Source organism: Rhodoferax sp., from assembly GCF_028689305.1.
Lineage (GTDB): Bacteria > Pseudomonadota > Gammaproteobacteria > Burkholderiales > Burkholderiaceae_C > Rhodoferax.
The window spans coordinates 1-24,907 of sequence record NZ_JAQTWM010000054.1; the positions used below are offsets into that span (position 1 = coordinate 1).

Sequence of the window (24,907 nt, forward strand, 5' to 3'; positions counted from 1 at the left end):
TGCAACGGGGCCTGAACTGCCCGCCCACCACGGCTGCCGGGCGCTGGTTTGATGCGGTGGCCGGTTTGCTGGGTTTGAGCGTGCGGCAGGAATTTGAAGCCCAGGCCGCCATCGCCCTGGAGCAGGCTGCAGCACGCTACTTGCAAGACCACACGCTGCAAGTCCGCACCGGCGACTGGGTGGTCACGCCCGACGGCCAGATCGACCTGCGCCCCTTGCTGCGCTCCAGCCTGATCGACGTGGATGTCACCAACCCGGCAGTGGTCGATGAGGCCGCTGCCCGCTTTCACCTGACCCTGGCCGACGCCCTGTGCGCCCACACCGTCGCCCAGGCACAGCTTCACCAGCTGCGGGATGTGGCTTTGGGCGGCGGTTGTTTTTTCAACCGCATCCTCACGCAGCGCATCGTGGCGCAGCTGTCAGGCGCGGGGTTGAGCGTGCTGCCAGCCCAAACACTGTCATGTGGTGACGCCGGGCTGGCGTTGGGGCAGGCTTGGGTGGCCGGGCAGCGGCTGGCACTGTTGCGTGGCAAAAATCAAGAGAAAAATAGAACTGTAGCCCAGGTAGATGGTGCGCAAACAGCTACTCAATAGATAGCAAGTATGTCAATGAAAGCCAAACACCTGCGTCTCAGTGACTCCGTTTCCTGGGAATGGCATCCTGTGCCATTCAGTTTATTTCGTCGTCTAACTTGGGCTGGCCAGATTAGGCACTCGTCTACATTACGTTAGATTTCATGCTCACCGTATGACCCGCCAATACTACTCACAACGCAAGGGAACCAACCCAAACATCAAAGGGCTGCCGCTTCATAACGTGCTCGACCTCTTTGTGCGCGTCTATGGGCAACTCAGGTCTGACGGGTACTTCGATGAGGCCTTCGGGTTCTATTGCGTTGATGCGGGACACATCCAGGGAAAGCTAAAAGATCCAGAGCTTGAAATGTTCCTGGGCATTCGAACGAAAGGTCTATGGCCAATCGATCAGAAAGCGCCGTTCTATTCGGAGGACAACTTCTTCGATGTACTGGAGTTCTTGCATGAGCATGTTTCACGACCGATAAAAGGCACTCCTCACAATTTTTCTGACTGCGGCATGCATTGGCAAACCTTCAATGGGGTACTGGGCCGTGCCGATTTCAGAAACAAAATAAATGCGGTTCTTGCTCATTACCAGCACTCGTTTGAGCTCTCAACCGATGGAGAGGTCTTGCGCAAGCCTGAGGCCGGGTTCGAAGCAATATTTGACGCCGACTTGCCAACAAACGATGAAAATGTTCTCGCGCGCGTCTCTGCAGCAACACGGCTTTATCGCAGGCATGGGTCGACGCTTGATGATCGTCGGCACGCAGTTCAAGATTTGGTTGGAATTTTGGAATTGCTGCGATCAAAAGTAAAAGACCTTTTGACCAGTTCCGACGAAAAAGACCTCTTCAACATAGCCAACAACTTTTGTATTCGTCACAACAACGACAAGCAAAAAACAGGATACGACGCAAATATCTGGCTTAGCTGGATGTACTACATGTACTTAGCAACAATCCATGTAGTTCTTCGAAAAATTGAAAAGGAAGGGCACGAATGAAATCTAACTGTCGGTTCAACGCGGACGCCAACACTGGCCATGCCTTCGGCATTTTTATGGCCAGTGTTGGTGCCCTCCGCGCTTCGCGCTCCGGCGCCGGTTAACCTGGGCGTTATCCCTCACAACTGAACGGTCGCTATGTACTTCAAGAAAATTGAAATTGAAAACGCCGGGCCAATCGACCATCTATCAATCGATTTCCCCACAACCGATTCAGGTAGTCCCAAGCCATTAGTCGTCGTCGGTGAAAATGGTACGGGGAAGACAATTCTTCTGTCCTATTTAGTCAACACACTGATCACTGCAAAGCAGACGGCCTTTGACGATACTGAAGTTGAACATGGGAAGGTCTACAAGTACAGAAGCCCTCAGTACATTAGAGCCGGAGCGCACTACTCATATGGACGTGCTGACTTTGGGAACGGGCAGTATGTCGAAGAATGGCAACTCGACACACAAAAATCCCAATTTGAGGAAGCCTATTCTTTTTCTCCGGCAAAGAGAACCTGGACCGCCATTCCTGCAAATGATTCGTCCCACTTTCAAAGCTCCATGACCCACAACGAACAAGCAGCTAAGGAGCTATTTGAGAAGAAATGCTGCCTATATTTCCCGGTCAACCGGTTTGAAGAGCCCGCATGGTTGAACATAGACAATCTAAAGGATCGAGCGACCTACACCGAGCTAAAGCGCATCAATCGTTACTCGAATAGAAGTCTGATTTCAACATCGCCCCTAAAGGCAAATAGAAACTGGCTTCTGGATCTAATCTTTGATCGCCAAGCATTTGAGCTCCAGACTTCGACCATGGCGCTTCCAGTTGGGCCAAACCAGCAACCCATTAACATCCCTATTTTCGTGGGGTTTCAAGGACAGAGTTCGCGAATCTACGAAGCCGTTTTACAGCTACTCCGCACGACACTTCGCGTTGACGGAACGATTCGTCTCGGCGCTGGTGATAGGCGCAATCGCCTAATTTCAATATTGAAAGATGAGGCGCCATGGATTCCAAACATATTTCAACTTTCAACAGGAGAGGTTCTGCTACTTAACCTCTTCCTGTCCACGATGCGTGATTACGACTTAAGTGGGGGATCGTTGGAGAACCTAAGCGACATACGTGGGATCGTAGTCATCGATGAGATCGATGCACATCTTCATACGCGTCACCAAAAAGAAGTCTTGCCTGACCTTCTCGCATCTTTCCCAAACGTGCAATTCATAATAACTACTCACTCGCCCCTGTTTCTGCTGGGAATGGAGGAAAGGCTTGGAGCCGACGGCTTCAAAACAATAAATATGCCAGATGGTGAAGTTGTCTCAGCATCAGATTTTTCAGAGTTCACGGCAGCCTACGAGACATTCAAACAAACAAACCTGCACCGACAAGAGATCGCCAACACTCTAAGGGCCAACTCACGCCCAATCGTCTTTGTCGAGGGCGATTACGATATTCGATACATAACTAGGGCGGCTGAGTTGCTTGGGAAGCTGCATGTCCTTCACGCCATTCAACTTAGAGATGGGTCTGGCTTTGGCAACCTAGACAAGATTTGGCGATCCTACGAAGTTCAACTGGCGGAATTGCTCCCATCAAAAATTCTCTTGCTCTACGACTGCGATACAAACAAGGCAGCATCAGAGAAAGGGAAGCTCATAAAGCGTGCTATCCCTTCAATCGAAGACTCTGCGATAACTATAGGCATTGAGAATCTCATACCCGCAGAGATCGTTGAGCAGCTTGAAAACAGCCACCCTCAGTTTATCGATTCAACCGACCCAACCACTACACGGATTCGTGGTCATGCAATGATTTCGCCCGCAAAGAAGTCCATCAACAAGGATGAGAAGAAGAATTTGTGTGACTGGTTCTGTTCCAATGGAACAGCGGAACACTTTCGCAATTTTTCTTCGATATTTGACATCGTTGAAAGTGAGCTACTTGGCCATTGACTTGAGGGCTAACCCTGTGGTCCACCGGACGCTGCGCGATAAAGCCGCGCAGCGCCGGTGACCTCCACGTTGACCGCAAGACTTCGCTCTGGAGAAATCAATGCACCTTCGCCACATTGCCCTAGCTGTACTGACCGCTTCTTCTGCCGCGATGGCCCAAGAGACATGTGGGCTTCGCGCAGCACAGCTGTTTGCAGCAGGTCGTACATCAGAGCTGGCAGCACTGTTCACGGGCCTATGGGAGCCAACGTCTGCAGCTTTATCAACAAATCACCTCCCAGCCCAGATAAACACTGTCTAACAAGCTACGAATTATATAGCATAAGAAGGAGCCAACATGTGTCTAGCCATTCCCGCCCGTGTGGTGGAACTGTTACCCAAGCTGCGTGCCGTTGTCGATCTGGCCGGGGTGCGCAAAGAGGTGTCGATTGATCTGGTCGACGACGCCCAGGTGGACGACTACGTGATCATCCACGTGGGCTACGCCATCGGCAAGATCGACCCCGAGGAGGCGCAGCGCACGCTGGCGCTGTTTGCCGAACTGGCACAGACCGAGGGCCAGGCATGAAATACATCGACGAATTCCGCGACGGTGCGCAGGCCCGGCACATCGCGGCCAACATCGCTGCCGAAGTGCGCCCCGGCATCAGCTACAACTTCATGGAGTTCTGCGGCGGCCACACCCATGCCATCTCGCGCTACGGCATTGCCGACATGCTGCCGCCCAATGTGCGCATGATCCACGGGCCGGGCTGCCCAGTGTGTGTGCTGCCGATTGGCCGGGTGGACCTGGCCATCCGGCTGGCGCTGGACCGGGGCGTGATGCTGTGCACCTATGGCGACACCATGCGCGTGCCGGCCTCGGACGGGCTGTCCCTGATCAAGGCCAAGGCGCGTGGTGCGGATGTGCGCATGGTGTATTCGGCGCATGACGCGCTCAAGCTGGCCGAGCAGCACCCCGACCGCGAGGTGGTGTTTTTTGCCATTGGCTTCGAGACCACCACGCCGCCCACCGCGCTGGTGCTGCGTGATGCGGCGGCGCGGGCGGTGCCCAACTTCAGCGTCTTGTGCTGCCATGTGCTGACGCCAGCGGCCATCACGCACATTTTGGAAGCCGCCGAGGCTCACCAATTGGGCACGGTGCCGATTGACGGCTTCATCGGGCCGGCGCATGTGAGCATCGTCATCGGCTCCAGGCCTTACGAGGGCTTTGCCGAGAGGTATCGCAAGCCGGTGGTCATCACCGGCTTTGAGCCGCTGGATGTGATGCAAGGCATTTTGATGCTGGTGCGCCAGATCAACGCGGGCCGGGCGGTGGTGGAAAACGAGTTCTCGCGCGTGGTCACGCGCGAGGGCAACCAGGCGGCGCAGGCCCTGATGGCGCAGGTCTTTGAGCTGCGTGATAGTTTTGAGTGGCGCGGCCTGGGCGAAGTGCCCCACAGCGCCCTCAAAATTCGCCCAGCCTACGCCGCCTGGGATGCCGAGCGCAAGTTTGATCTGCACTATGCCAGTGTGCCCGACCACAAGCAGTGTGAATGCGGGGCGATTCTGCGTGGTGTCAAACGCCCGGCCGACTGCAAGCTGTTTGGCACGGTGTGCACGCCCGAGAGCCCGATGGGCTCGTGCATGGTCTCCAACGAGGGCGCGTGCGCCGCCCATTACGCCTATGGGCGGTTTCGTGACATTGCGGTGGTCTCAGCATGACAACACAGAAGAAAAACTACCTGCGCCCCATCGACTTCAAGCATGGGCACATCGACATGACGCACGGGGCCGGTGGCCGCGCCGCCGCGCAGCTGGTGGACGAGCTGTTCGCCCGCGCCTTTGACAACGACTACCTGCGCCAGGGCCACGACGGCGCTTTGCTGCCCCTACCCGGCAGCGGGCAACTGGTGATGGCTACCGACGGGCATGTGATCTCGCCGCTGTTCTTTCCGGGCGGCGACATTGGCTGCCTGTCGGTGCACGGCACGGTCAATGACGTGGCCATGTCGGGGGCGCAGCCGCTGTACCTGTCGGCCAGCTTCATCATCGAAGAAGGCTTTGCGCTGGCGGACCTGAAACGCATTGTGGAATCCATGGCCGCCGCTGCGCGTGAGGCCGGTGTGCCCATCGTCACCGGCGACACCAAGGTGGTGGAAAAAGGCAAGGGCGACGGCGTCTTCATCAGCACCACCGGCGTGGGCGTGGCCCCCACAGGCTTGTGCATCAACGGCCGCCAAGCCCAGGCGGGCGATGTGATTTTGGTCTCCGGCACGCTCGGTGAGCATGGCGTGGCCGTGATGTCGCTGCGTGAGTCGCTGGAATTTGAGACCGCGATTCAATCCGACACCGCCGCGCTGCACACCCTGGTGCAGGCCATGCTGCATGCGCTGCCCGACCCGGCGGCGCTGCATGTGCTGCGCGACCCCACCCGTGGCGGCCTGGCCACCACACTCAACGAGATTGCCACCCAGTCACAGGTTGGCATGCTGCTGGAAGAGGCCGCCATTCCGGTGCTGCCGCAGGTCGAAGCCGCCTGCGAGCTGCTCGGCCTGGACCCGCTGTACGTGGCCAACGAGGGCAAGCTGATTGCCATCTGCGCGCCCGAGGTGGCCGACACCCTGCTGGCCGCCATGCGCGCCCACCCGCTGGGGCAGGGCGCGCAGCGCATCGGCACGGTCACCCAGGACAGCCATTGCTTTGTGCAAATGGCCACCCGCTTTGGCGGTCGGCGCGTGGTGGACTGGCTCAGCGGCGAACAGCTGCCGCGCATTTGTTGAGAAAAGACCATGAAATTCGAACATGGCATGTTGGAATTTCATGGGGAATCTGAAAGCCATCATGCGAACCCGCCTGCCCACTCCCAGCGTCAACAGCCTGCGTCAGCGCCTGTTTGATACCCATTCTGCCAGCCATGGTTGGTTCATCAATAAAATCCGCCTCTAGCCCGCATAAAACCTGCCTGATCAGCTATTAAAAACAGAGTATTTTGATGTCGCCACCCGCCTTGCCCGACCCCCACGATTCGCTGCCGCTGGTGCTGGTGGTGGATGACGAGACCCGTTCGCTGGATTCGATCCGCCGCAATCTGGAGGAAGACTTCCGCATCCTCACCGCCAGCTCCGCCGACGAGGCGCGCGGCCTGCTGGAGCGCCACGAGGTCAGCGTGATCCTGTGCGACCAGCGCATGCCCGGCACCAGCGGCGTCAAGTTTTTGAAGGAAGTGCGCGAGGCGTGGCCCGACACCGTGCGCATCATCATCTCGGGCTACACGGATTCGCAGGACATCATTGCCGGCATCAACGACGCGGGCATTTACCAGTACGTGCTCAAGCCCTGGGTGCCCGAGCACCTGCTGTCCACCGTGGCCAAGGCGGCTGAGGCGCGCAGCCTGCAGATGCAGACCCAGCGCCTGAACCTGGAGCTGCGCACCAGCACCCCGGTGCTGCGCCGCCGCGGCACCGAGACACTGGCCACGGCGCGCGCCGCGTTCGACTTTGACAGCCTGGAGCGCTCGGAAAACAGCCCGCTCAACGCCGTGTGTGAGATGGCCGCCCGCGTGGCCCGCTACGACCTGCCGGTGCTGGTGACCGGAGAGTCGGGCACCGGCAAGGAGCTGCTGGCGCGCGGCATCCACTACGCCAGCCCGCGCTGCGAGCGCGCCTTTGTCATGGAGAACTGCGCCGCCATGACCGACACGCTGCTGGAGTCGGAACTGTTTGGCCACAAGCGGGGCGCGTTCACCGGCGCCTTTGAAGACCATGTGGGCCTGTTCCAGCGGGCCGATGGCGGCACCATCTTTCTGGATGAAATTGGCGACACCTCGCCGGCTTTCCAGGTCAAGCTGCTGCGCGTGCTGCAAGAGGGCGAGGTGCGCCCCGTGGGCGCCAGCCGCCCGGTACTGGTCGATGTGCGGGTGATTGCCGCCACCCACCGCGACCTGGAGCAGGACGTGCGCTCGGGCCGGTTCCGCGAAGACCTGTACTACCGCATCGCTGGCATCACGCTGTCGGTGCCGCCCTTACGCGAGCGCAGCGCCGACATCCTGCCGATTGCCGACATGCTGCTGCTGCGCGCCGGCCAGGAGCTGGGCCGCCCCGACGTGCGCTTTGCCAGCGATGTGCGGGCCAACCTGCTGGCCTACCCCTGGCCGGGCAATATCCGCGAGCTGAGGAATGAGATTTACCGTGCCGTGGCGCTGTCCGATGGGCTGACGGTGTCCGCCAGCGCCTTCTCCAAACGCGTGCTGCACGGCCAGCCCGGCATGGCAACGCCCCAACAGCCGGGCAACGGCCTGCCGCAAGGCGGCACCCTGCAAGAGCGCCTGGACGCGATTGAGGCCGTGATCCTGCGCGAGACCCTGTTGCGCCTGCGCTGGAACAAAACCCACGCGGCCAAGGAATTGGGCCTGTCGCGCGTCGGCCTGCGCCAGAAGCTGGCCCGCTTTGGGCTGGAGGGCCAGGCCGATGGCTGAACCCCACTTCAACGTGCTGTGGCTGCAATCCGGCGGGTGCGGCGGTTGCAGCATGTCGCTGCTGTGCGCCGACACGGCCGATTTTCGGGGCCTGTTGCGCCAGATCGGCGTGAACCTGCTGTGGCATCCGGCGCTTTCACTGGAGTCGGGGGACGAGTCGCTGGCCATCCTGCAGGACTGCCTGAGTGGCAAGGTACCGCTGCACGCGTTGTGCCTGGAAGGCGCGGTGCTGCGGGGGCCTGAGGGCAGCGGGCGCTTCCACATGTTGGCCGGCACGCAAGAGCCGATGCTGCACTGGGTGGAGCGCCTGAGCGCTGTCGCCCAGCACGTCGTGGCCGTGGGCAGCTGCGCGACCTTTGGCGGCATCACCGCCGGCGGCATCAACCCGACCGACGCCTGCGGGCTGCAATACGAAGGTGACCACGCCGGTGGCGTGCTGGGCGCACAGTGGCGTGATCCGTCGGGCCTGCCCGTGGTGAATGTGGCGGGCTGCCCCACCCACCCCGGCTGGGTGCTGGAAACGCTGGCGGCGCTGGCCGCTGAGTTGCCGATGACGGCGGACGCCCTCGACACGCTGGGACGCCCCCGCGCCTATGCCGACCAGCTGGTGCACCACGCCTGCTCGCGCAACGAGTATTACGAGTACAAGGCCAGCGCCGACAAGCCGTCGGACCTGGGCTGCATGATGGAGCACATGGGCTGCAAGGGCACGCAGGCGCATGCCGATTGCAACATCCGGCTCTGGAACGGCGAGGGCTCGTGCACGCGTGGCGGCTACGCCTGCATCAGCTGCACCGAGCCGGGCTTTGAGGAGCCGGGCCACCCATTTCACCAGACGCCCAAGGTGGCGGGTATTCCCATCGGCTTGCCCATCGACATGCACAAGGCCTGGTTTGTGGCGCTGGCCTCACTGTCCAAATCGGCGACACCGCAGCGCGTCAAGGTCAACTCGACCTCTGACCACCTGGTGGTGGCGCCCCTGACCCGGAAGACCCGACTCAAATGACACGTTTGCTGGTAGGCCCATTCAACCGCGTCGAAGGCGATCTGGAAGTCCGCCTGGAAGTGGCCGACGGGCAGGTGAACGAAGCCTGGGTCAACGCGCCCATGTACCGCGGCTTCGAGCAGATCCTGCAAGGCAAGCACCCGTTTGACGCCATGGTCTATGTGCCGCGCATCTGCGGCATTTGCTCGGTCACGCAGTCGGTGGCGGCGGCGCGCGCGCTGGGCGCGGCCTGTGGCGTGGCGGTGCCGCCCAATGGCGTGTGGCTGACCAACCTGATGCTGGCCTGCGAGAACGCGGCCGACCATCTGACGCATTTCTACCTGTTCTTCATGCCTGACTTCACGCGCGAGGTGTATGCCCAGCGCCCTTGGCATGCGCAGGCGCTGCAGCGTTTCTCCACGCACTCGGGTGCGCATTCCCGCGAGGCGGTGGCGGCGCGCCAGCGCTGGATGCAGATCATGGGCACGCTGGGCGGCAAATGGCCGCACACCCAGTCCATCGTCCCCGGCGGATCAACCCGCAATCTCAGTGGGTCCGAGCGTTACCGGCTGGGCTCGCGCGTGGCGGAGATGCGCAGCTTTCTGGAGCGCGTGTTGTATGCCGCCCCGCTGGAAGAAGTGGTCGCGCTGGACAGCGAACCGGCGCTGGAACAGTGGCTGCAGCGCGACCCCTTGCAGGGCGACCTGCGGCTGTTCCTGTCCATTGCCCGCGACCTGCAACTCGACACCCTGGGCCGGGGCCCCGGCCTGACGCTGAGCTATGGCGGCTTTGCCGACCCCAGCGGCCAGTATGCGATGGCACCCGGCGTGTGGGACGGCCACACGCTGGCGCCGGTCAACACGGCGCAGATCGCCGAGGATGCGCGCCACGCCTGGCTGGCCGATGCCGGAGCCGCGCTGCACCCATCAAGCGGGCTGACCCTGCCGCAGATGGACAAACCCGATGCCTACACCTGGAACAAGGCGCCCCGGCTCGATGGCCGGGTGCTGGAAACCGGCGCCCTGGCCCGCCAGCTGGCGGATGGCCAGCCCTTGATACGCGCGCTGTGGGCACGCACCGGCGGCAATGTGGCGACAAGGGTGCTCGCGCGTGCCATCGAGCTGGCGCGGCTGGTGTTGCTGGCCGAGCAGTGCCTGCGTGCCATAGCGCCCGATGCCCCCTGCGCCAACGACGCGGTGCTGCCGGAAGAGGCCGACGCCTTTGGCCTGTGCGAAGCCGCACGCGGCAGCCTGGGCCACTGGCTGTCGATCCGCGGCGGGCGCATTGCCAACTACCAGATCATCGCTCCGACGACCTGGAACTTCTCCCCGCGCGACCGCCACGGCACGCCCGGCGCGCTGGAGGCCGCACTGGTGGGCGCGCCGGTGCAGCCGGGTGAAAAAACGCCGGTGGCGGTGCAGCACATCGTGCGTTCGTTTGACCCTTGCATGGTGTGCACGGTGCACTGATGGAGCCCGACCGCGCATGACCCGACACGCCGCCCCTCCTTCCGCCCATCCGCACCCCAAAGGTGTGGACGACGACACCTGGCTGGACGTGATCCAGAAGATGGATGACGTGTACTCGCAGCTGTTGCGCGACGAGGTGGCGCTGGAGGAAAAAAACGCGCAGCTGGAGGTCTCGCAGCAGTTGATCTACAGCCTGCTGTCCTCGATGTCGGACGTGCTGGTCGCCGCCGACGCGCAGGGGCTGATTGAGCAGACCAACCAGGCCCTGTGCGAACTGGTGGGCTGCAGTGAAGAGGCCTTGCTGGGCGCCCCCATGCACACCTTGCTGCACAGCAGCGCCGACACCGGCGTGCTGCAGGACATGATGCGCCGCACCGTCACGCTGCGCCAGGGCGAGACGGTGGAGTTGATGCTGCACGACGCCACCGGCCAGCCGGTGCCGGTGGATTTCACCGCCACACCGCGTTACGACGCTCGCCGCCGCTGCGTGGGTTATGTGTTTGTCGGGCGGCCCATGGCGGAAATCAAGCGCGCCTACCGCCAGCTGCACGAGGCGCATGAAGCGCTCAAGCTGACGCAACAACAACTGCTGCACGCCGAAAAAATGTCGTCCCTGGGCCGCCTGGTGGCCGGTGTGGCGCACGAACTCAACAACCCGATCAGCTTTGTGCTCGGCAATGTGCACGCGCTCAACCGCTACACCATGCGCCTGCGCCAGTACCTGGACGCGGTGCATGCCGAGGCCGCGCTGGGCAACAACCCGCAGTTGGTGGCGCTGGCGCAGAAACTGCGCATTGAGCACATCCTGAACGATCTGCCTTCGCTGATGGACGGCACCATCGAAGGCGCGCAGCGCACGGCCAGCATCGTCGATGGGCTCAAGCGCTTCTCGGCGCTGGATGGCGAGGAGCGCGAGGCGGTCCAGGTCGATGCGGTGATCGAGCGCGCCATCCACTGGGTGCGCACCGGCATGAAGCTGGACTTTGACGTGGAACTGCAAGCCAGCCCGGGCTGCGTGGTGCCCGGCAATGCGGGCCAGCTGCTGCAGGTGTTGATGAACCTGATCCAAAACGCCTACGACGCGGCCAGCGCCCAGCCTGGGGTGTTGCCGGTGCTGAAAATCAGCACCCGGCGCGAAGGCCATGCCCTGGTCATCACGCTGCACGACAACGGGCCCGGCATCGCCCCCGAAGTCCTGTCCAGCATTTTTGAGCCGTTTTTCACGACCAAGCCGGTGGGCAAGGGCACCGGCCTGGGCCTGTCCATCAGCTACGGCATCGTCGAGCGCCACGGCGGCACGTTGACCGCGCGCAACCACCCACAAGGCGGCGCCGAATTTGTGCTGCGCCTGCCCGCCGCCAAGCCGGCCCCGGTGGCCCCAGGTTCGTGAAATTTGCAAGCCTTTTGGGGCTCTAGCCCAGAAGAAATAAGCTTATTCAGCTATTAAATGTATAGCTTTTGAGTGGCGGTGCAGGGCCACCGTGGCATCACCCGGCCAGATCGGTCCGGTCAAAGGCAAAGGTGGCATCGGACACCACGGTGGTGGCAAAACCCACGCAGCCAGCGTTCCAGCCCGGAACCGGCAAAGGCGTCCGTCACGTTTTTTTCCATCACCTGTTCCGTCGCCAGCGGTGTGAAACGCGGCTGGAACTCGGCACCGGTCTGGCCGGGCCGGGTGGACCGTTCAGCGCGGGCGGGCGCCGGGCTCGGGCGCGCCCTTGACCCCGGCACCGCGCACTTCCAGCCGGATTTCATCCAACACCTGGCCCTTGGCACCGATGATTTGCACCACATGCCGCCCGGGCCAAGGCAGCCACTGCGCCGTGGACCCTGCCGCAAATGCCTTGCCATCCATCAGCCAGCGCAGCTTGTCACCGCTGGCCGCGAAGCTCACGCGCTGGTGTTGGGGCGGAATGTCGGGGTCCAGCGCAATGATGGTGCCGGTGGTCGGCGCGGTGATGCGGGCGCTCGGTTTGTCGGGGTTTTGTGAAAGATTTTGGCCCTTAGCCCGCGTGTTGTTTGCCTGGGTAGCTTCTGTATTGATAGCAAATGTGGTTTGCTGGGTGCCTTGCAGAAACCATTCCTGTCGCGCGGCCTCGACCGGTGCTGCGGGTCTGGCTGCTGCGCCGGCAAACTGGACGGCGGTTTGCACCACGCCGGCTGGCGCTGTGGGTGCGCGGCTGGCCCGGGTCCGGTGCAGGTAGCTCATCACGGCGGCCCAGACCGGTGCGGCGCCGCTGGTGCCGCTGACGTCCCACATCGGCGCGCCGCTGGCGTTGCCGACCCACACGCCCACGGTGTAACGCTGCGACCAGCCGACGGCCCAGTTGTCGCGCATGTCCTTGCTGGTGCCGGTTTTCACCGCCGTCCAGAAGCGGGTGGCCAGCACGCTGTCAGTGCCGAAGGTACGGGCGCGGGCATGGGGGTCGCTCAGGATGTCGCCGATGATGAACGCCGCGCGGGGGTCCAGCGCCGCTCGCCAGCTGGGTTGTCGGCCCGGCGTCAGTGTGGTGGGGCTGACCCGACCGCCGTTGCCCAGGGCACGGTAGGCGTTGGTGAGCGCCAGCAGCGACACCTCGGCACTGCCCAGCGCCAGGCTGTAGCCATAGTAGTCGCCGCTTTTTTTCAGCGGCAGGCCCAGCTGGACGAGTTGTTGGTGGAAGGCGTCGGGCGACACCATCACCAGCGTGCGCACCGCCGGCACGTTGAGCGAGGCGCCCAGCGCCGTGCGGGCGGACACCCAGCCCTTGAACTGGCGGTCGTAGTTCTGCGGGATGTACAGGCCGCTGGTGGTCTGGATCTGCGTGCCCGAGTCTTCAATCAGCGAAGCGGCGGTGAGGCGGCGTTCGGCGATGGCCTGGGCGTACAAAAAGGGCTTGAGGGTGGAGCCGGGCTGGCGCAGCGCGGTGACGCCATCCACTTCGGCGGCGTTGCTGAGGTCGCCGGAGGAGCCGACCCAAGCCAGCACCTCGCCGCTGGCGTTGTCCAGCACCAGCAGCGCGCCGTCCTGCACATGGCGGCCAGTGAGTTCGCGCAGGTGTTGCTGCAGGGTCTGTACGGCAAAACGTTGCAGCGGCGCGCTCAAGGTGGTGCGGATGGTGGTGGTCTTGGTGCCGGGCGCCAGCTGGCGTGCCACGTGAGGCGCCAGACCGTCGCTGGCGGCGTAGTCTCGGCGCTGCAGTGCGGCGCTGGTGAACAGGTCCAGCGCGGCGCAGTCGGCACTGGCTGCACGGGTGTTGGGGGTACGGGCCGGGTCCAGCGTTTTGAGCACGGCGCAGGCGCGTTGCGCCACTTGCGCCGCCGGGGCATTGGGCGCACGCACCAGCGCTGCCGCCACCGCCGCCTCGCGCTGGTCCAGCCCGTGGGCGGCTTTGCCAAACAGGGTTCGGCTCAGGGCGTCAATGCCGACCAGTTCACCGCGAAACGGCACCAGGTTCAGGTAGGCCTCCAGGATCTGGTCCTTGCGCCAGCTGCGTTCAAGCCACTGGGCCGAGACCGCTTGGTCGATCTTTTGCACCACGTTGCGCCCGCCGCTGCCACGCTTCAAATCCTCGTCCAGCAGCCCGGCCAGTTGCATGGTGATGGTGGAGGCTCCGCGTGTTTTGCTGTGCCACAGATTGGCCCAGGCCGCGCTGGACACGGCTTGCCAGTCCACCCCGCTGTGTTCGTAAAAACGCTTGTCCTCCGACAACACCAGCGCGGTGCGCAGCGCCGGTGACACGTCTGCCAGTGTCACCCACTGGCCACGGCGCACGCTGGCATCGGTACGCAGACGGTGCAGCAGCTCGCCATGGCGGTCCAGCAGCAGCGTGTCAGACGGCTGATGGCTCGCTTTCACATCATTAAAACTGGCTGTAGCCCAGGTGTTATTTGCATAGATAGCTATAAATAGTATAGCTAAAGTGTGTGCAACACGGAGGCTACGCATAAAACTTTCTCAGTCCTGGTGTGGGCAAATGGTGACGGGTGATGAAGCTTCTGGCCGTCCAGGCGCATGTGATGGATGGCTGTTGGCATCATATGACGCGTTGGATGTAGGGTATTGGGGGAATGAGCGACCGCGCCGATTTCCCCATCCGTTGTCAGGAATGTGTTTAAGTTTGCAAGATCATGAAAATTGCTGAATTCATAACAAATAAGCAATTATTTGCCTTTAAAGTTGCTATTCATGGAAATAACGCAATCATTCACCCTGCCTTCAGGCCTAAGATAACCCTCATTGTTTGTTATCGTTTCCAGAGGAATATTCACCGTGTTGTCCAACCCCGCCACCAAATACCGCGCCTTCCCCAGCATTGACTTGCCCAATCGCCAATGGCCCTCGCGCAGCATCACCCATGCACCGATCTGGATGAGCTCGGACCTGCGTGACGGCAACCAGTCGCTGTTTGAGCCGATGAACGTGGAGCGCAAGATGCGCATGTTCCGCACCCTGTGCCAGGTGGGTTTCAAAGAGATTGAAGTCGGCTTCCCCAGCGCTTCGCAAACCGAATTTGACTTCATGCGCACCCTGATTGAGGGTGGCCATATCCCCGACGATGTGACCATTGAGGTGCTGACCCAGTCACGCGAACACCTGATCCGCCGCACCATTGAGTCACTCAAGGGCGCACGCCGCGCCATCGTGCACGTCTACAACGCCACCTCACCCGCCTTCCGTGAGATTGTGTTTGGCATGAGCAAGGATGAAATCAAAGCGCTGGCGGTGTCCTCGGTGCGACTCATCAAAGAGCTGTGTGCTGAAGCGCCCGAGACCGAATGGGTCTTGCAGTACAGCCCTGAAGTGTTCACCAGCACCGAGCTGGACTTTGCCTGCGAGGTGTGCGATGCGGTCACCGCCGAGTGGGGGGCCACGCCCGCCAACAAGGTCATCCTGAACCTGCCCGCAACCATTGAAGTGGCCACGCCCAATGTCTACGCCGACCAGATTGAGTGGATGCACACCCACCTGGCGCGACGCGACAGTGTGCTCATCAGTGTGCACCCGCACAATGACCGCGGCTGTGCCGTGGCGGCGGCAGAACTGGGCCTGATGGCTGGGGCCGACCGGGTCGAAGGCTGCCTGTTTGGCAATGGCGAGCGCACCGGCAATGTGGACATCGTTACCCTGGCACTCAACATGTACACCCAAGGCATTGCGCCGGGGCTGGACTTTTCTGACATCAACGCTGTGGCCCGCACCGTGGAGCACTGCAACCAGTTGCCGATCCACCCGCGCCACCCGTATGTAGGCGATTTGGTGTTCACCGCCTTCAGCGGCTCGCACCAGGATGCCATCAAAAAGGGCCTGGCGGTGCAGGACAAAGACGGCTTGTGGAACGTGCCTTACCTGCCGATTGACCCGGCTGACCTGGGCCGCAACTACGACTCGGTGATCCGCGTCAACAGCCAGAGTGGCAAGGGTGGCGTGGCGTATTTGATGGAGGCCGAGTTCGGTGTGGTCATGCCGCGGCGTTTGCAGGTGGAGTTCTCAGGCGAGGTGCAGACCTACACCGACAGCCACGGCGGTGAGATGAGTGCCCAAGACATCTGGAATTTGTTTGATGCGACCTATTTGCAAGCCTCGGCGGACGCCCTGCGTTATGTGGAACACCACCTGTTTGAGCCCCCGGCGCAAAGCGGCAAAGCTCAGATGCAGGGCATCCGCATCGGTGTGGAAGTGAATGGGCAGCCGCTGCAGCTCACCGGCATGGGCAACGGCCCGATCGATGCCGCTGTGCATGCGCTGCAAACCGTGGGCATCAAGGTGCAGGTGCGCAGTTATGAAGAGCGCTCGACCCGCGCCAGCACCGATGCCGGTGATGCCCAGGCCTGCGCCTTTCTGGAACTGGTGCCTGCCGCCGGTGGCACCGAGCGTTTTGGTGTGGGCATGGACAGCAACATCGTCACCGCCTCGGTCAAGGCGCTGCTCAGCGGGGTGAACCGGCTGGGCCTGGCTGGCGCGGTGGACGTGAGTCAAGCGGCTTGAGCGACTGAAGCGTGTCCATCTGTTGACGCAGCCGGACACGTACCCACCGGCACGCGGGTCAGACTGGGAGATGACGGCGTAACCGGTGCCGGGCGATGAGGTCGATCAGCACGTCAGTTGGTGAGAGGATGAGACGGCAAATCAGACGGACTGCGGGATGAATCTGCGTGCGGCGCACCCAGTGCGCCGGATATCGCTTTTCTGAGCAGGGCCTTGAGGGATGGACACCGCCCAGCTCAGGTGGTGTTTTTGACGCGGATCTGGGACTGTTTCAAGGGGCGATACCTAGCTTCATGCGGTTGAATTTTCTATCCGTTAGGCCCTTGTGGTGCATCAAATCAAACTGGCTACCATATCACTCCCATGCTGAAGCTGTTCGTCTTGTTGTTTATCGTCCTGACGGTTCCAGGCCATGCTGCCGAGCTGGGGGACTGGACGGTCGACGTCGTCGCCAAGCGCTATTTCAGTAGCCATACCTCCTACGAATTCGGGAACCCTGAACCGCCGTACCAAGTGCCTTTGAGCCGACTCGAATTCCCCATGAACGGGTGGTTCGGTGGGGTGGTCGCCAGCCGCAAGTTCGACAGGTTCACGTTCAGCGGTGAACTCCTGCGCAACATGTCGCAACGTTCGGATGAACAGTTCAAGGATTCAGACTGGACAGGCGAAACACACCCCACCAACGTGATGGACATCTATTCGGAATCCAGCATGCGGTTCGAGCCCAGTTACATGGCGCGCCTGGACATCGACATGCGGGTTGATGACTGGATGCCTCTGCCCAAAGGACTCGATGTGCGACCCGTCGTGGGCGTGCGCTGGCAGGATCTGAATCTTCTCTCTCGCGATGGAGTGCAGGTCTACCCGGCGGATCCGGGCCTCGCAGCTGATCCCTTGCCAGGAGAGGGCATCCGATTCAGCCAAAAGTATTGGCAATACTTTCTGGGTGCACGCATGGCCTATGACTTGAGCCGGCACTTCAACGTGCCTGGACTGACATTGACCGGTCAAATGGATGGTGCCATCGTGTTTGGGAAGAACCGCGACCACCATCTGCTCCGTCCTGGCATCCGCATGACCTATGAAAACACGCGCGGCAACGCCTGGCACGCGCTGATCGGACTGTCCGCCCCGTTAAACAAGAACCTGACGGCAGGCGTGGCGTTTGAATACTTGCGCATCGAAACCACGGGCGATCATCTTTGGACAGACAGTGTCCAACAAGCCGAACTGGTCTGGACCAACGGGGTGAAGGTCTGGTCTGAGCAGATGAATCTGATGTTCACGCTGCGATACCTGTTCTAGAACGACAAAGGGCAAGCGCTCGGCCCCAGCGTAGATCGAAGTCAATCTGTAAGTCTGCATGCCATCTGTCCCACAGCGTGACAAACCAGCAAGGCTTTACTACGGTCCGCTCACCCACATCACCCCAGGGAGCCCGTCATGTCCATCGACACCGGGAAGACGTCCTCTGCAGTGCTGATCTGGTTCAGACCGGCGTTGCTCCGGGAATCGGACAAAAAAACCGGTCCGGCATTGAGTGTGATGGCGACGCAGTAGGTCCTTTTCAAAGGATAAAACAAAAGGTTACATGCAGCGGGTTCAGTGGCACTTGCCGTTTTGGCTATCAGGGGTTTTGGTGCTGGGCTGGCTGATTGCATTCAGACCTGCTGGCAAGTTGCAGCCAGGCAGCGTTGATGTTTCGCGCGTCTTCAATTGCATATTTAGCCTTGAGCACTGCAAACCGCGCTTCAAACTCAGCCGGAGTCGCTCCTTCAACAATGGTATTGGCAATCAGGAAAAAAATGTCTCGAAACCTGGATGGGACGGTATCGGTTTTGATGCTCTTTAGTGCATCAAAATGTCCCCATTTCGCGCCAATGTCTTCGGCGTAAATGAAATGCACTTTGGGGTGGTTTGATGTGTCCTCTGACATGTCATCGATGCTAGGTCTGAAAAATGCTTTTTCTTCCGACAGGACAATGAAAATCTGTCCTAGGTACTCAGCATTCAAGTCAATAAATTTGCTGATCTGCCCAATGTCGAAGGGATCAATAAGTACCGGGTAATACACCAAATTTTTGCCACTTGCCTCTCTGGCTTGTGGAAACTGTTGCAGGGTCTGGGCGATTAGTTGGGGATGCCCACCCATGCTGTAATGCAAACCCATGAAGCGCGTGCCCGGATCTTTCAGCAATATAGGTCCGACTTTTGTGACTTTGCGGTCGCGTAACTCAAGAAAATCTCTGGCGAACCCTTCTCGCACCAGCAATTTAGCGCTGTCGATGGCCAGACTTTGATCCCAGTCGAAATTGAGTAGCAGTAAGCCCGGGTGAACGAATACGGTGTTGCGTTGATCTGGAGGATGAGGGTGTTTGGCAAAATTGCATGAGGTGTTCAACTTAACACTGAATGCCTGAGCTTCCTGGCTGGTGTGGGAATAGGACAAGGAATTTTGCTGTGCTGGCTTGTAATAACGGCCGCTTGAGCACGCGCTCAAAAACAGCAGCAGGCCGGACAGGATTTTTATGGCTGTTCGCATAAGTCGCTCAGTTTCTTCAATTGATACAGAGCCTCGCGCGGGCTCAACGGATTTAAGGCTCTAGCCCAATTATCTATTGCGTTGAGAGCTACTGTTTCTGTAGGGGGCGGGTGGCAAATAAATCCACCTGAGCTTGGTGCTGGCTGGTTTGCACCTCCAGCGCTTCGAGCGTGTGGCAGGCGTGGTCAAGCACACTATGCTGGCATAGACACCGCCCAGCTCAGGTGGTGTTTTTGACGCGGATCTGGGACTGTTTCAAGGGGCGATACCTAGCTTCATGCGGTTGAATTTTCTATCCGTTATCCGTCTCGAGCAGCGCAGGGCTGGCTCGTTCTGAATCAGTTATCCCTTCTTGGCAAGCCTGCCCTCCGCCGCAGCCTTCAGCAGCCGCCGAAACGACGGGCATTCCATGTGGCTGGGTGCGGGGCAGTTGACCGCGTGGTGCAGGCCGTTGCTCATGGCTTGCAGCCGTTTGATCAATGTATCAACCTGGTCGGCCTTGGCCGCCAGCATGGTGCGGTCGATGCTGGGCTGGCCATCCGCCGAGAACATCTGCGCAATTTCCTCCAGCGAAAAGCCGGCCGCCTGCCCCAGTGAGATGAGGGCGAGCTGCTCCAGCACGGTGGGGGCAAACGTGCGGCGCAGGCCCTGCCGGCCCACCGAGGCAATCAGGCCCTTCTCCTCGTAGTAGCGCAGCTTCGAGGCCGGCATGCCGGAGCGCTTGGCGACTTCTGCAATGTCCATAGAAAACAAATGTCTTGACTTCAAGTTGACTTGAATTCGTATATTGCCCCTATCGAATCAACCCGTCAACCGAAAGGACGATCCATGACACCCTTTGATGAAGAACTTTTGCGCTCTGCCGCCATCGGCATCGGCGCGACCGCCGTGATGGACATGTGGCTGTTGCTGCTCCAATTCCTGAATGTGCCCACGCTCAACTTCGCGCTGCTGGGGCGCTGGGTGGGGCACATGCCGCAGGGCCACTGGAGGCATGACGGTATCGCCAAGGCAGCGCCCGTACGAGGCGAACTGGCACTGGGCTGGGTTGTGCACTACGCCACCGGCATCGTCTTCGCAACACTGCTGGCGTACGTGGCTGGCCCGCAGTGGCTGCGAGCACCCACCGTGGCACCAGCGCTGGCCCTGGGTATCGTCACGGTCGCCGTGCCCCTGCTTGTCATGCAACCCGCCATGGGCGCGGGCATTGCCTCAATGCGCACGAAAACACCAGCACTGAACTGTCTGAAGAGTCTGGTCAACCACACCATCTTCGGGCTCGGCCTGTACGTAGCGGCCCTGGCCGCATCCATCTTTCTTTCCTAGGAGCAAGCAACCATGAAACACATTGCAGTCATTTACCACAGCGCCCACGGCAACACCGAGCACTTTGCCCGTCTGGTCGCGGCCGGCGCGCGCAGCGTGCCCGACACCGAAGTCGGCCTGTTCAAGGCCGAGGCCCTTACCAGCGATCCTGACCAACTGCTTGCATTCGACGGGTTCATCTGGGGTTCACCCACCTATCTGGGCGGCGTCAGCGGCCCCTTCAAGTCCTTCATGGATTCCACCGGGCGACTCTGGCGCACGCAGCAGCTCAAGGGCAAGCTCGCCGCAGGCTTCACGGTGTCGGCGCTGCCGTCCGGTGACAAGCAGGGCACGCTGCTGTCCATGTTCACCTTCTCCATGCAGCACGGCATGATCTGGGCCGGCAACCCCTTCTTGCCCGAGCAGCAAAATGGTGTGCCCTACGAGCAGGCGCTGAACCGCCTCGGGTCGTGGACCGGGATGATGGCGCAGGCCGGGCATTCCGCACCGGGTCAGTCCTTTGCGCCGGGTGACCTGCGCACGGCCGAGGTCTTTGGCCGGAACTTTGCCAGCGTGCTGGGCCGCATGGCGGTGCAGGAAGAGGAGCTTGTCTGATGTTCCCCGCCCGCTTTGCACCCGTGCTGTTTGGCCTGATCCTGTCGGGACTGATGTCGCTGCTGGTGTCCGGTATCTCCACCTTCCGTGCCACCGGCCTGGTGGATCACTTTCTAGCCCTGTGGATCGGCGCCTGGCTGACCGCCTGGCTGGTAGCCTTCCCGCTGGTCCTGCTGGTGGCCCCGGTCACGCGGCGCATCGTGCAGCGCCTGGTGGCTACGCCATAGCCGTCCCGAGTCCGGGCATACGCAGGCCGGCGTACTGCTCAGCAAAATCTGATCTTCATCCAGTTGTGCTGCAGTCGCAGGATCGGTGTTGAAGGCGACTCCAAGGGCTGGCGCAACATCGTTGGCGTTCTCGGGCGAGGTGCAAACCTACACCGACATCAAGACGTTGCTCGGTGGGGTGAACCGGCTGGGCCTGGCTGGCGCGGTGGACGTGAGTCAAGCGGCTTGAGCGACTGAAGCGTGTCCATCTGTTGACGCAGCCGGACACGTACCCACCGGCACGCGGGCTACCACTGTGGGATGAATATGATGTGCAGATGGGCGACGAGATGCCAGGTGAGCCAGACAGGGAGATGACGGCGCATCCAGTGCGCCGGATATCGCTTTTCTGAGCAAGACGTTGGCGTACCGATATATAAAATGAAGTCCAGATACATGGTCGTTGCGGTTGACTTGGTCGGCCTGTCGCTTGGCATGAGTCAGCCATGTCATTAGGAGAGAGCAGCCATGACGGATTTAAAAGAACAGGTGTTGGCCCGGCTGAAGGCGGAGGGTTGGGATGCGGCGATTTCTGGCACCACGCTCGCGGCAACGAAAGAAGTGATTCTGTCAAAGTGGTTCCTGGGGAGTCGGCGGGTGAAGTTGCGCATCGCTTGTCAGTTCGACGAGTCGGCCAAGACCCTGCGATACAGGGAGACAGCGACCGAAGTGGCAACTGGTATGCCGCCACCGACGATCAGTTTCAATACCACCCGCCAAAATGGCCTGGAGGTCACGGAAAAGCGCAAGGATGTCGGTGTCGGCGGGGGTGGTCTGATGCATTACGGCGAAGCGCGGCAATGGGCGCAAAATGCCTGTGCCGAGGCTGGCTGGATTTTTCAGTTGAAGCTCTAGCCGAAGTTCGCCGGCAGGGGAGCCGCCGTATACGACAACGTGCTAAAAATTCAGCAGCGTAGCCGGTAACGTGACTCAATATTCAGTGTGAATCACCCCAAGAAGAACTCAGTTTGGGTTGTGATTCAACACGCTAGAGATGCAGAGGCTGCAGTCTGCATCTCTGCAAGCACACCGCCGGCCAGCAGTTCATGCAACACCGCCACCGCTGTCGCTGCGGCATGGTCGTCTCCAACCTGCTGGGCCAGGGTTTCACAAATCCGACCAAACGGGTGGCCTGCCCGCAGGCCCTGCAAAAAAACGGCCTGGGCTTCGGTGAGAGACTGCCAGCGGGTCTGCATGCCCTCGCGCCACACCAGCAGGTGGTGCGCCAGGGCATCGGGCGGCGGGACCTCCGCCTGCCCGTTCTTGAGCGCGTGCCAGACTGGCCCCACCGCCCAGTGCAGCGCCAGCAGATGCGCGGACGGGTGCAGCACAAATCGCAGGGCTGGCCAGTCTTGCGCTGGCAGGGCCGCCAGTTCGGCGGGGGCCAGGGGGCTGGCCGGTGCGGCGTCAAAGGCGTTGCGCAGCGCCCATTCCAGATGGGCCAGATCCACCATGGCCGGGTGCGCGACCAGTGTGTCCTGGGCAGCCATGAAGGCGCCCAACTGGTGGCCGAACCAGCGCAGCGAGTAGTGGGTGGACGGGTGGGCCGCGATGTAGGCGTTGGCCAGCGCGTCAAACGCGTCGTCCCCCATGACCAGGGGCAGGACTTCGTAGTTGTCGCGCAGCGCGGCGCGCAGGCGGGCACGGTAGGCGTTCAGGTAGACACCGAACTGGAGGTCACCACGGGGGCTGAGCAGGCCGGGCGCGGGCGGCCGGTCGTGCAGCAGCGCGGTCTGGAATTGGGATTGCAGGGTCTGGAAGCCGGTCATGCCGGGCACTCCTCGATCTGGAGCGCCTGGGCGTGGACTTGGCGCGCGTGGTCCAGCTCGTCCAGCAGTTCGTGCAGTGCGGGGATGTTGTCGTCGCGCTCGATCATCGTGGGCACCGAGCCGCAGTGCCGCACGGTATGGCCATAGAGTTGCCACACGGCCTCGCAGACCGGATGGTCGTGGGTGTCGATCAGGTAGCCCTCGCGGGTCTCGTGCCCGGCCAGGTGGATCTGGCGCACGCGCGCGGCCGGGATGGCATCAATGTACTGGCGGGGATCAAAGCCGTGGTTGACGCTGCTGACGTAGACGTTGTTCACGTCCAGCAGCAGCTCGCAATCGGTGCGGCGCAGCATCTCGCCGACGAAATCCCACTCGGGCATGTCGTTGCCGGCGAATGCCACATAGGTGGAGGGGTTCTCGACCACCAGGCGCCGCCCGAGCACATCCTGCACGCGCTGGATGCGTTCGCACACATGCTGCAGCGATGCCTCGGTGTAGGGCAGGGGCAGCAGGTCGTGCAGGTTCAGTCCATTCATGCCGGTCCAGCACAGGTGGTCGGACACCCAACCGGGCTGGACGCGCGCAATCAGTGCCTTCAGGTCGCGCAGGTAGTCCAGGTTCAGTGGTGCATTGCCGCCGATGTTGAGCGAGACGCCATGCATCACCATGGGGAAGTCGCGGCGGATGCGGTCCAGGTGCCACAGCGGCGGGCCACCGGGAACCATGTAGTTTTCGGAAATGATCTCCAGCCAGTCGACGCGGGTCTGGGATTCGGATTCAAACGCGGTGTAGTGTTCGGTCCGCAGTCCGACACCAAAGCCTTGGATGGAGTTCATGGAGGTCAATCGGGAGTGACATGAAATCAGGCCCGGTCTGGCACGGGCCTGTGGTGGTGTTGGCCGGCTTATTTGAGGACCGTGCCGCCAGCTGATGTGCATTCCTGGGCCGAGGCCTTGGCGTTCCAGCCCTGACCCTTGCAGCTGTTCATGCCCTTGCATTCATTCTTGGCGGTTTTGCAGTCGGAATGGCCTTTGCAGCTGTTCAGACCGGCACATTTGACCGACATGTCGGCTGCCTGGGCTGTGCTGGTGACGGTGGCACCCATGGCAAACAGGGCGGCGGCGGCGCTGGCCAGAGCGATGGCGGATTTGAATTGGGATGATGTCATGGTAGCTCCTTGGAAGGTTAAATCAATAAGACGAAGTTCAATTGCGGGCGGGGCTCATGCTTTGGGCACTTTGCTTCCGCTGGCACAGAGTCAGTCGGACCAGGCGCCAAAAACTTACGCTGGAGGGTAAAAAAATTCAAATTTTTCGTTTCAGGCGACTGATCGTCGGGGTGATTCCCGGAATCACCCCTCTGTCCGCGGCGACGGATGACCTGGAGGCGCCAAATCGCAGTAGCATGCGTTGGCGCAGCAAGCGGTTGATGGGTCACCTAATTTGAGGGGGAATACATATGAATTTGTCTGCAAGCATGAGCATTGGCAAGCGCCTGGCGTTTGGTTTTGCGTTGGTTCTGGCTTTGGCTGTTGTCATCACCGGGATTGGTGTCTGGCAGCTTGGTGCACTGGCCAATGCCACGCGGCAAATGATGCAGGAACCCTTGGCCAAGGAACGCTACATCAGCGACTGGAGCCGCAACATCAACGTGGCCGTGATCCGCACCACCGCCGTGGCCAAAAGCAGTGACCCTGGTCTGGTTCCTTTTTTTGCCGCCAATGCCGCAGAAATTACCAAAAGCACCTCCAACCTGCTCAAGCAGATTGAACCCCTGATCACCAGTACACAGGAAAAAGAATTGTTTGCCAGGATCACCGAGGTGCGCAAGGCCTATCTGGAGAGTCGCGACCAAGTCACTAAATTGAAAGGTGAAGGCAAGGCCGATGAGGCCAATCGTCTTCTGGAAAAGGCCTACCTGCCCGCAGCTGATGGCTACATCAAACTGGTGGGCGATTTTCTTGCCATGCAGCGTCAAGGCCTGGATGCCAAAGCA

23 protein-coding genes and 3 pseudogenes are annotated in these 24,907 nt (G+C 61.0%); 18 read left to right on the forward strand and 8 right to left on the reverse strand.

Translation table 11 applies throughout. The features are described from left to right. The 10 genes and pseudogenes from PHW99_RS11725 to PHW99_RS11770 all read left to right on the forward strand — a co-directional run. Nucleotides 1-593: pseudogene (locus PHW99_RS11725) on the forward strand (hypothetical protein); the annotation flags it as partial. A gap of 154 nt (nucleotides 594-747) precedes the next feature. Then, entirely contained in the window at nucleotides 748-1,584 is an 837-nt protein-coding gene (locus PHW99_RS11730; protein ID WP_300177444.1) for a hypothetical protein, read from the forward strand. Between the two features lie 138 nt (nucleotides 1,585-1,722). Beyond that, a complete protein-coding gene (locus PHW99_RS11735) occupies nucleotides 1,723-3,537 on the forward strand; it encodes an AAA family ATPase (protein WP_300177446.1) in 1,815 nt (604 codons plus the stop codon). Nucleotides 3,538-3,874: 337 nt separating this feature from the next. Further along, entirely contained in the window at nucleotides 3,875-4,105 is a 231-nt protein-coding gene (locus PHW99_RS11740) for a HypC/HybG/HupF family hydrogenase formation chaperone (RefSeq protein WP_300177448.1), read from the forward strand. After that, nucleotides 4,102-5,241, forward strand: a complete 1,140-nt coding sequence (gene hypD / locus PHW99_RS11745; RefSeq protein WP_300177450.1) for a hydrogenase formation protein HypD — start codon at nucleotides 4,102-4,104, stop codon at nucleotides 5,239-5,241. The genes PHW99_RS11740 and hypD overlap by 4 nt, the downstream gene beginning before the upstream one ends. Then, complete coding sequence (gene hypE, locus PHW99_RS11750; RefSeq protein WP_300177453.1) at nucleotides 5,238-6,299, forward strand: hydrogenase expression/formation protein HypE; 1,062 nt, start codon at nucleotides 5,238-5,240, stop codon at nucleotides 6,297-6,299. Before hypD ends, hypE begins: the two co-directional genes overlap by 4 nt. A 212-nt stretch (nucleotides 6,300-6,511) precedes the next feature. Further along, complete coding sequence (locus tag PHW99_RS11755; RefSeq protein ID WP_300177456.1) at nucleotides 6,512-7,993, forward strand: sigma-54 dependent transcriptional regulator; 1,482 nt, start codon at nucleotides 6,512-6,514, stop codon at nucleotides 7,991-7,993. Further along, nucleotides 7,986-8,999: a HupU protein gene (locus PHW99_RS11760; RefSeq protein ID WP_300177459.1), complete on the forward strand. Its 1,014-nt coding sequence runs from the start codon at nucleotides 7,986-7,988 to the stop codon at nucleotides 8,997-8,999. The genes PHW99_RS11755 and PHW99_RS11760 overlap by 8 nt, the downstream gene beginning before the upstream one ends. Continuing rightward, complete coding sequence (locus tag PHW99_RS11765) at nucleotides 8,996-10,447, forward strand: nickel-dependent hydrogenase large subunit (RefSeq protein ID WP_300177461.1); 1,452 nt, start codon at nucleotides 8,996-8,998, stop codon at nucleotides 10,445-10,447. The genes PHW99_RS11760 and PHW99_RS11765 overlap by 4 nt, the downstream gene beginning before the upstream one ends. Before the next feature lie 16 nt (nucleotides 10,448-10,463). After that, nucleotides 10,464-11,837: an ATP-binding protein gene (locus PHW99_RS11770; RefSeq protein WP_300177464.1), complete on the forward strand. Its 1,374-nt coding sequence runs from the start codon at nucleotides 10,464-10,466 to the stop codon at nucleotides 11,835-11,837. Nucleotides 11,838-12,004: 167 nt separating this feature from the next. Here the strand turns inward: PHW99_RS11770 and PHW99_RS11775 are convergent. Both PHW99_RS11775 and pbpC read right to left on the reverse strand, forming a co-directional pair. Continuing rightward, nucleotides 12,005-12,118 (reverse strand): annotated as a pseudogene (locus PHW99_RS11775) (cysteine hydrolase); the annotation flags it as partial. A 13-nt stretch (nucleotides 12,119-12,131) separates the two neighbouring features. Next, nucleotides 12,132-14,375: a penicillin-binding protein 1C gene (pbpC, locus tag PHW99_RS11780; protein WP_300177467.1), complete on the reverse strand. Its 2,244-nt coding sequence runs from the start codon at nucleotides 14,373-14,375 to the stop codon at nucleotides 12,132-12,134. A 324-nt stretch (nucleotides 14,376-14,699) separates the two neighbouring features. On the opposite strand from pbpC, the gene leuA reads away from it, so the two are divergent. Together leuA and PHW99_RS11790 are read left to right on the forward strand one after the other, a co-directional pair. After that, a complete protein-coding gene (gene leuA, locus PHW99_RS11785) occupies nucleotides 14,700-16,415 on the forward strand; it encodes a 2-isopropylmalate synthase (protein WP_300177470.1) in 1,716 nt (571 codons plus the stop codon). A 363-nt stretch (nucleotides 16,416-16,778) separates the two neighbouring features. After that, nucleotides 16,779-17,720: an omptin family outer membrane protease gene (locus PHW99_RS11790; protein WP_300177473.1), complete on the forward strand. Its 942-nt coding sequence runs from the start codon at nucleotides 16,779-16,781 to the stop codon at nucleotides 17,718-17,720. 170 nt (nucleotides 17,721-17,890) lie between these two features. Here PHW99_RS11790 and PHW99_RS11795 read toward each other — a convergent pair. From PHW99_RS11795 to PHW99_RS11805, 3 genes and pseudogenes are all read right to left on the reverse strand, one after another. After that, nucleotides 17,891-17,986, reverse strand: a pseudogene (locus PHW99_RS11795) (peptidase); the annotation flags it as partial. Between the two features lie 56 nt (nucleotides 17,987-18,042). Further along, nucleotides 18,043-18,957, reverse strand: a complete 915-nt coding sequence (locus PHW99_RS11800) for a hypothetical protein (protein ID WP_300177476.1) — start codon at nucleotides 18,955-18,957, stop codon at nucleotides 18,043-18,045. A 342-nt stretch (nucleotides 18,958-19,299) separates the two neighbouring features. Continuing rightward, nucleotides 19,300-19,710 (reverse strand): helix-turn-helix domain-containing protein, encoded by a 411-nt coding sequence (locus PHW99_RS11805; RefSeq protein WP_300177479.1) that lies wholly within the window; start codon nucleotides 19,708-19,710, stop codon nucleotides 19,300-19,302. Between the two features lie 75 nt (nucleotides 19,711-19,785). Between PHW99_RS11805 and PHW99_RS11810 the strand changes: the two genes are divergently transcribed. The 5 genes from PHW99_RS11810 to PHW99_RS11830 all read left to right on the forward strand — a co-directional run bounded on the left by PHW99_RS11810 (nucleotide 19,786) and on the right by PHW99_RS11830 (nucleotide 21,998). After that, nucleotides 19,786-20,283: a DUF2938 domain-containing protein gene (locus PHW99_RS11810; RefSeq protein WP_300177482.1), complete on the forward strand. Its 498-nt coding sequence runs from the start codon at nucleotides 19,786-19,788 to the stop codon at nucleotides 20,281-20,283. Nucleotides 20,284-20,295: 12 nt separating this feature from the next. After that, on the forward strand, nucleotides 20,296-20,877 hold the full coding sequence (locus tag PHW99_RS11815) for a flavodoxin family protein (protein WP_300177485.1): 582 nt from the start codon (nucleotides 20,296-20,298) through the stop codon (nucleotides 20,875-20,877). After that, the gene (locus PHW99_RS11820; RefSeq protein WP_300177488.1) at nucleotides 20,877-21,104 is read left to right on the forward strand and encodes a DUF2798 domain-containing protein; all 228 of its coding nucleotides are present in this window, start codon (nucleotides 20,877-20,879) and stop codon (nucleotides 21,102-21,104) included. Before PHW99_RS11815 ends, PHW99_RS11820 begins: the two co-directional genes overlap by 1 nt. Nucleotides 21,105-21,192: 88 nt before the next feature. Then, the gene (locus PHW99_RS11825; protein WP_300177491.1) at nucleotides 21,193-21,333 is read left to right on the forward strand and encodes a hypothetical protein; all 141 of its coding nucleotides are present in this window, start codon (nucleotides 21,193-21,195) and stop codon (nucleotides 21,331-21,333) included. Between the two features lie 278 nt (nucleotides 21,334-21,611). Then, nucleotides 21,612-21,998 carry a hypothetical protein gene (locus PHW99_RS11830; protein WP_300177494.1) on the forward strand — a complete coding sequence of 129 codons (387 nt, stop codon included), beginning with the start codon at nucleotides 21,612-21,614 and terminating at the stop codon, nucleotides 21,996-21,998. Between the two features lie 125 nt (nucleotides 21,999-22,123). Here PHW99_RS11830 and PHW99_RS11835 read toward each other — a convergent pair whose 3' ends face one another. From PHW99_RS11835 to PHW99_RS11845, 3 genes are all read right to left on the reverse strand, one after another. Next, nucleotides 22,124-22,912, reverse strand: a complete 789-nt coding sequence (locus PHW99_RS11835; protein ID WP_300177497.1) for a DUF2063 domain-containing protein — start codon at nucleotides 22,910-22,912, stop codon at nucleotides 22,124-22,126. Next, on the reverse strand, nucleotides 22,909-23,748 hold the full coding sequence (locus PHW99_RS11840; protein ID WP_300177500.1) for a DUF692 domain-containing protein: 840 nt from the start codon (nucleotides 23,746-23,748) through the stop codon (nucleotides 22,909-22,911). The genes PHW99_RS11835 and PHW99_RS11840 overlap by 4 nt, the downstream gene beginning before the upstream one ends. Nucleotides 23,749-23,816: 68 nt before the next feature. Beyond that, nucleotides 23,817-24,080: a hypothetical protein gene (locus PHW99_RS11845; protein ID WP_300177503.1), complete on the reverse strand. Its 264-nt coding sequence runs from the start codon at nucleotides 24,078-24,080 to the stop codon at nucleotides 23,817-23,819. 290 nt (nucleotides 24,081-24,370) lie between these two features. On the opposite strand from PHW99_RS11845, the gene PHW99_RS11850 reads away from it, so the two are divergent. After that, on the forward strand, nucleotides 24,371-24,907 hold a 537-nt coding region (locus tag PHW99_RS11850), incomplete at its 3' end, for an MCP four helix bundle domain-containing protein (protein WP_300177506.1).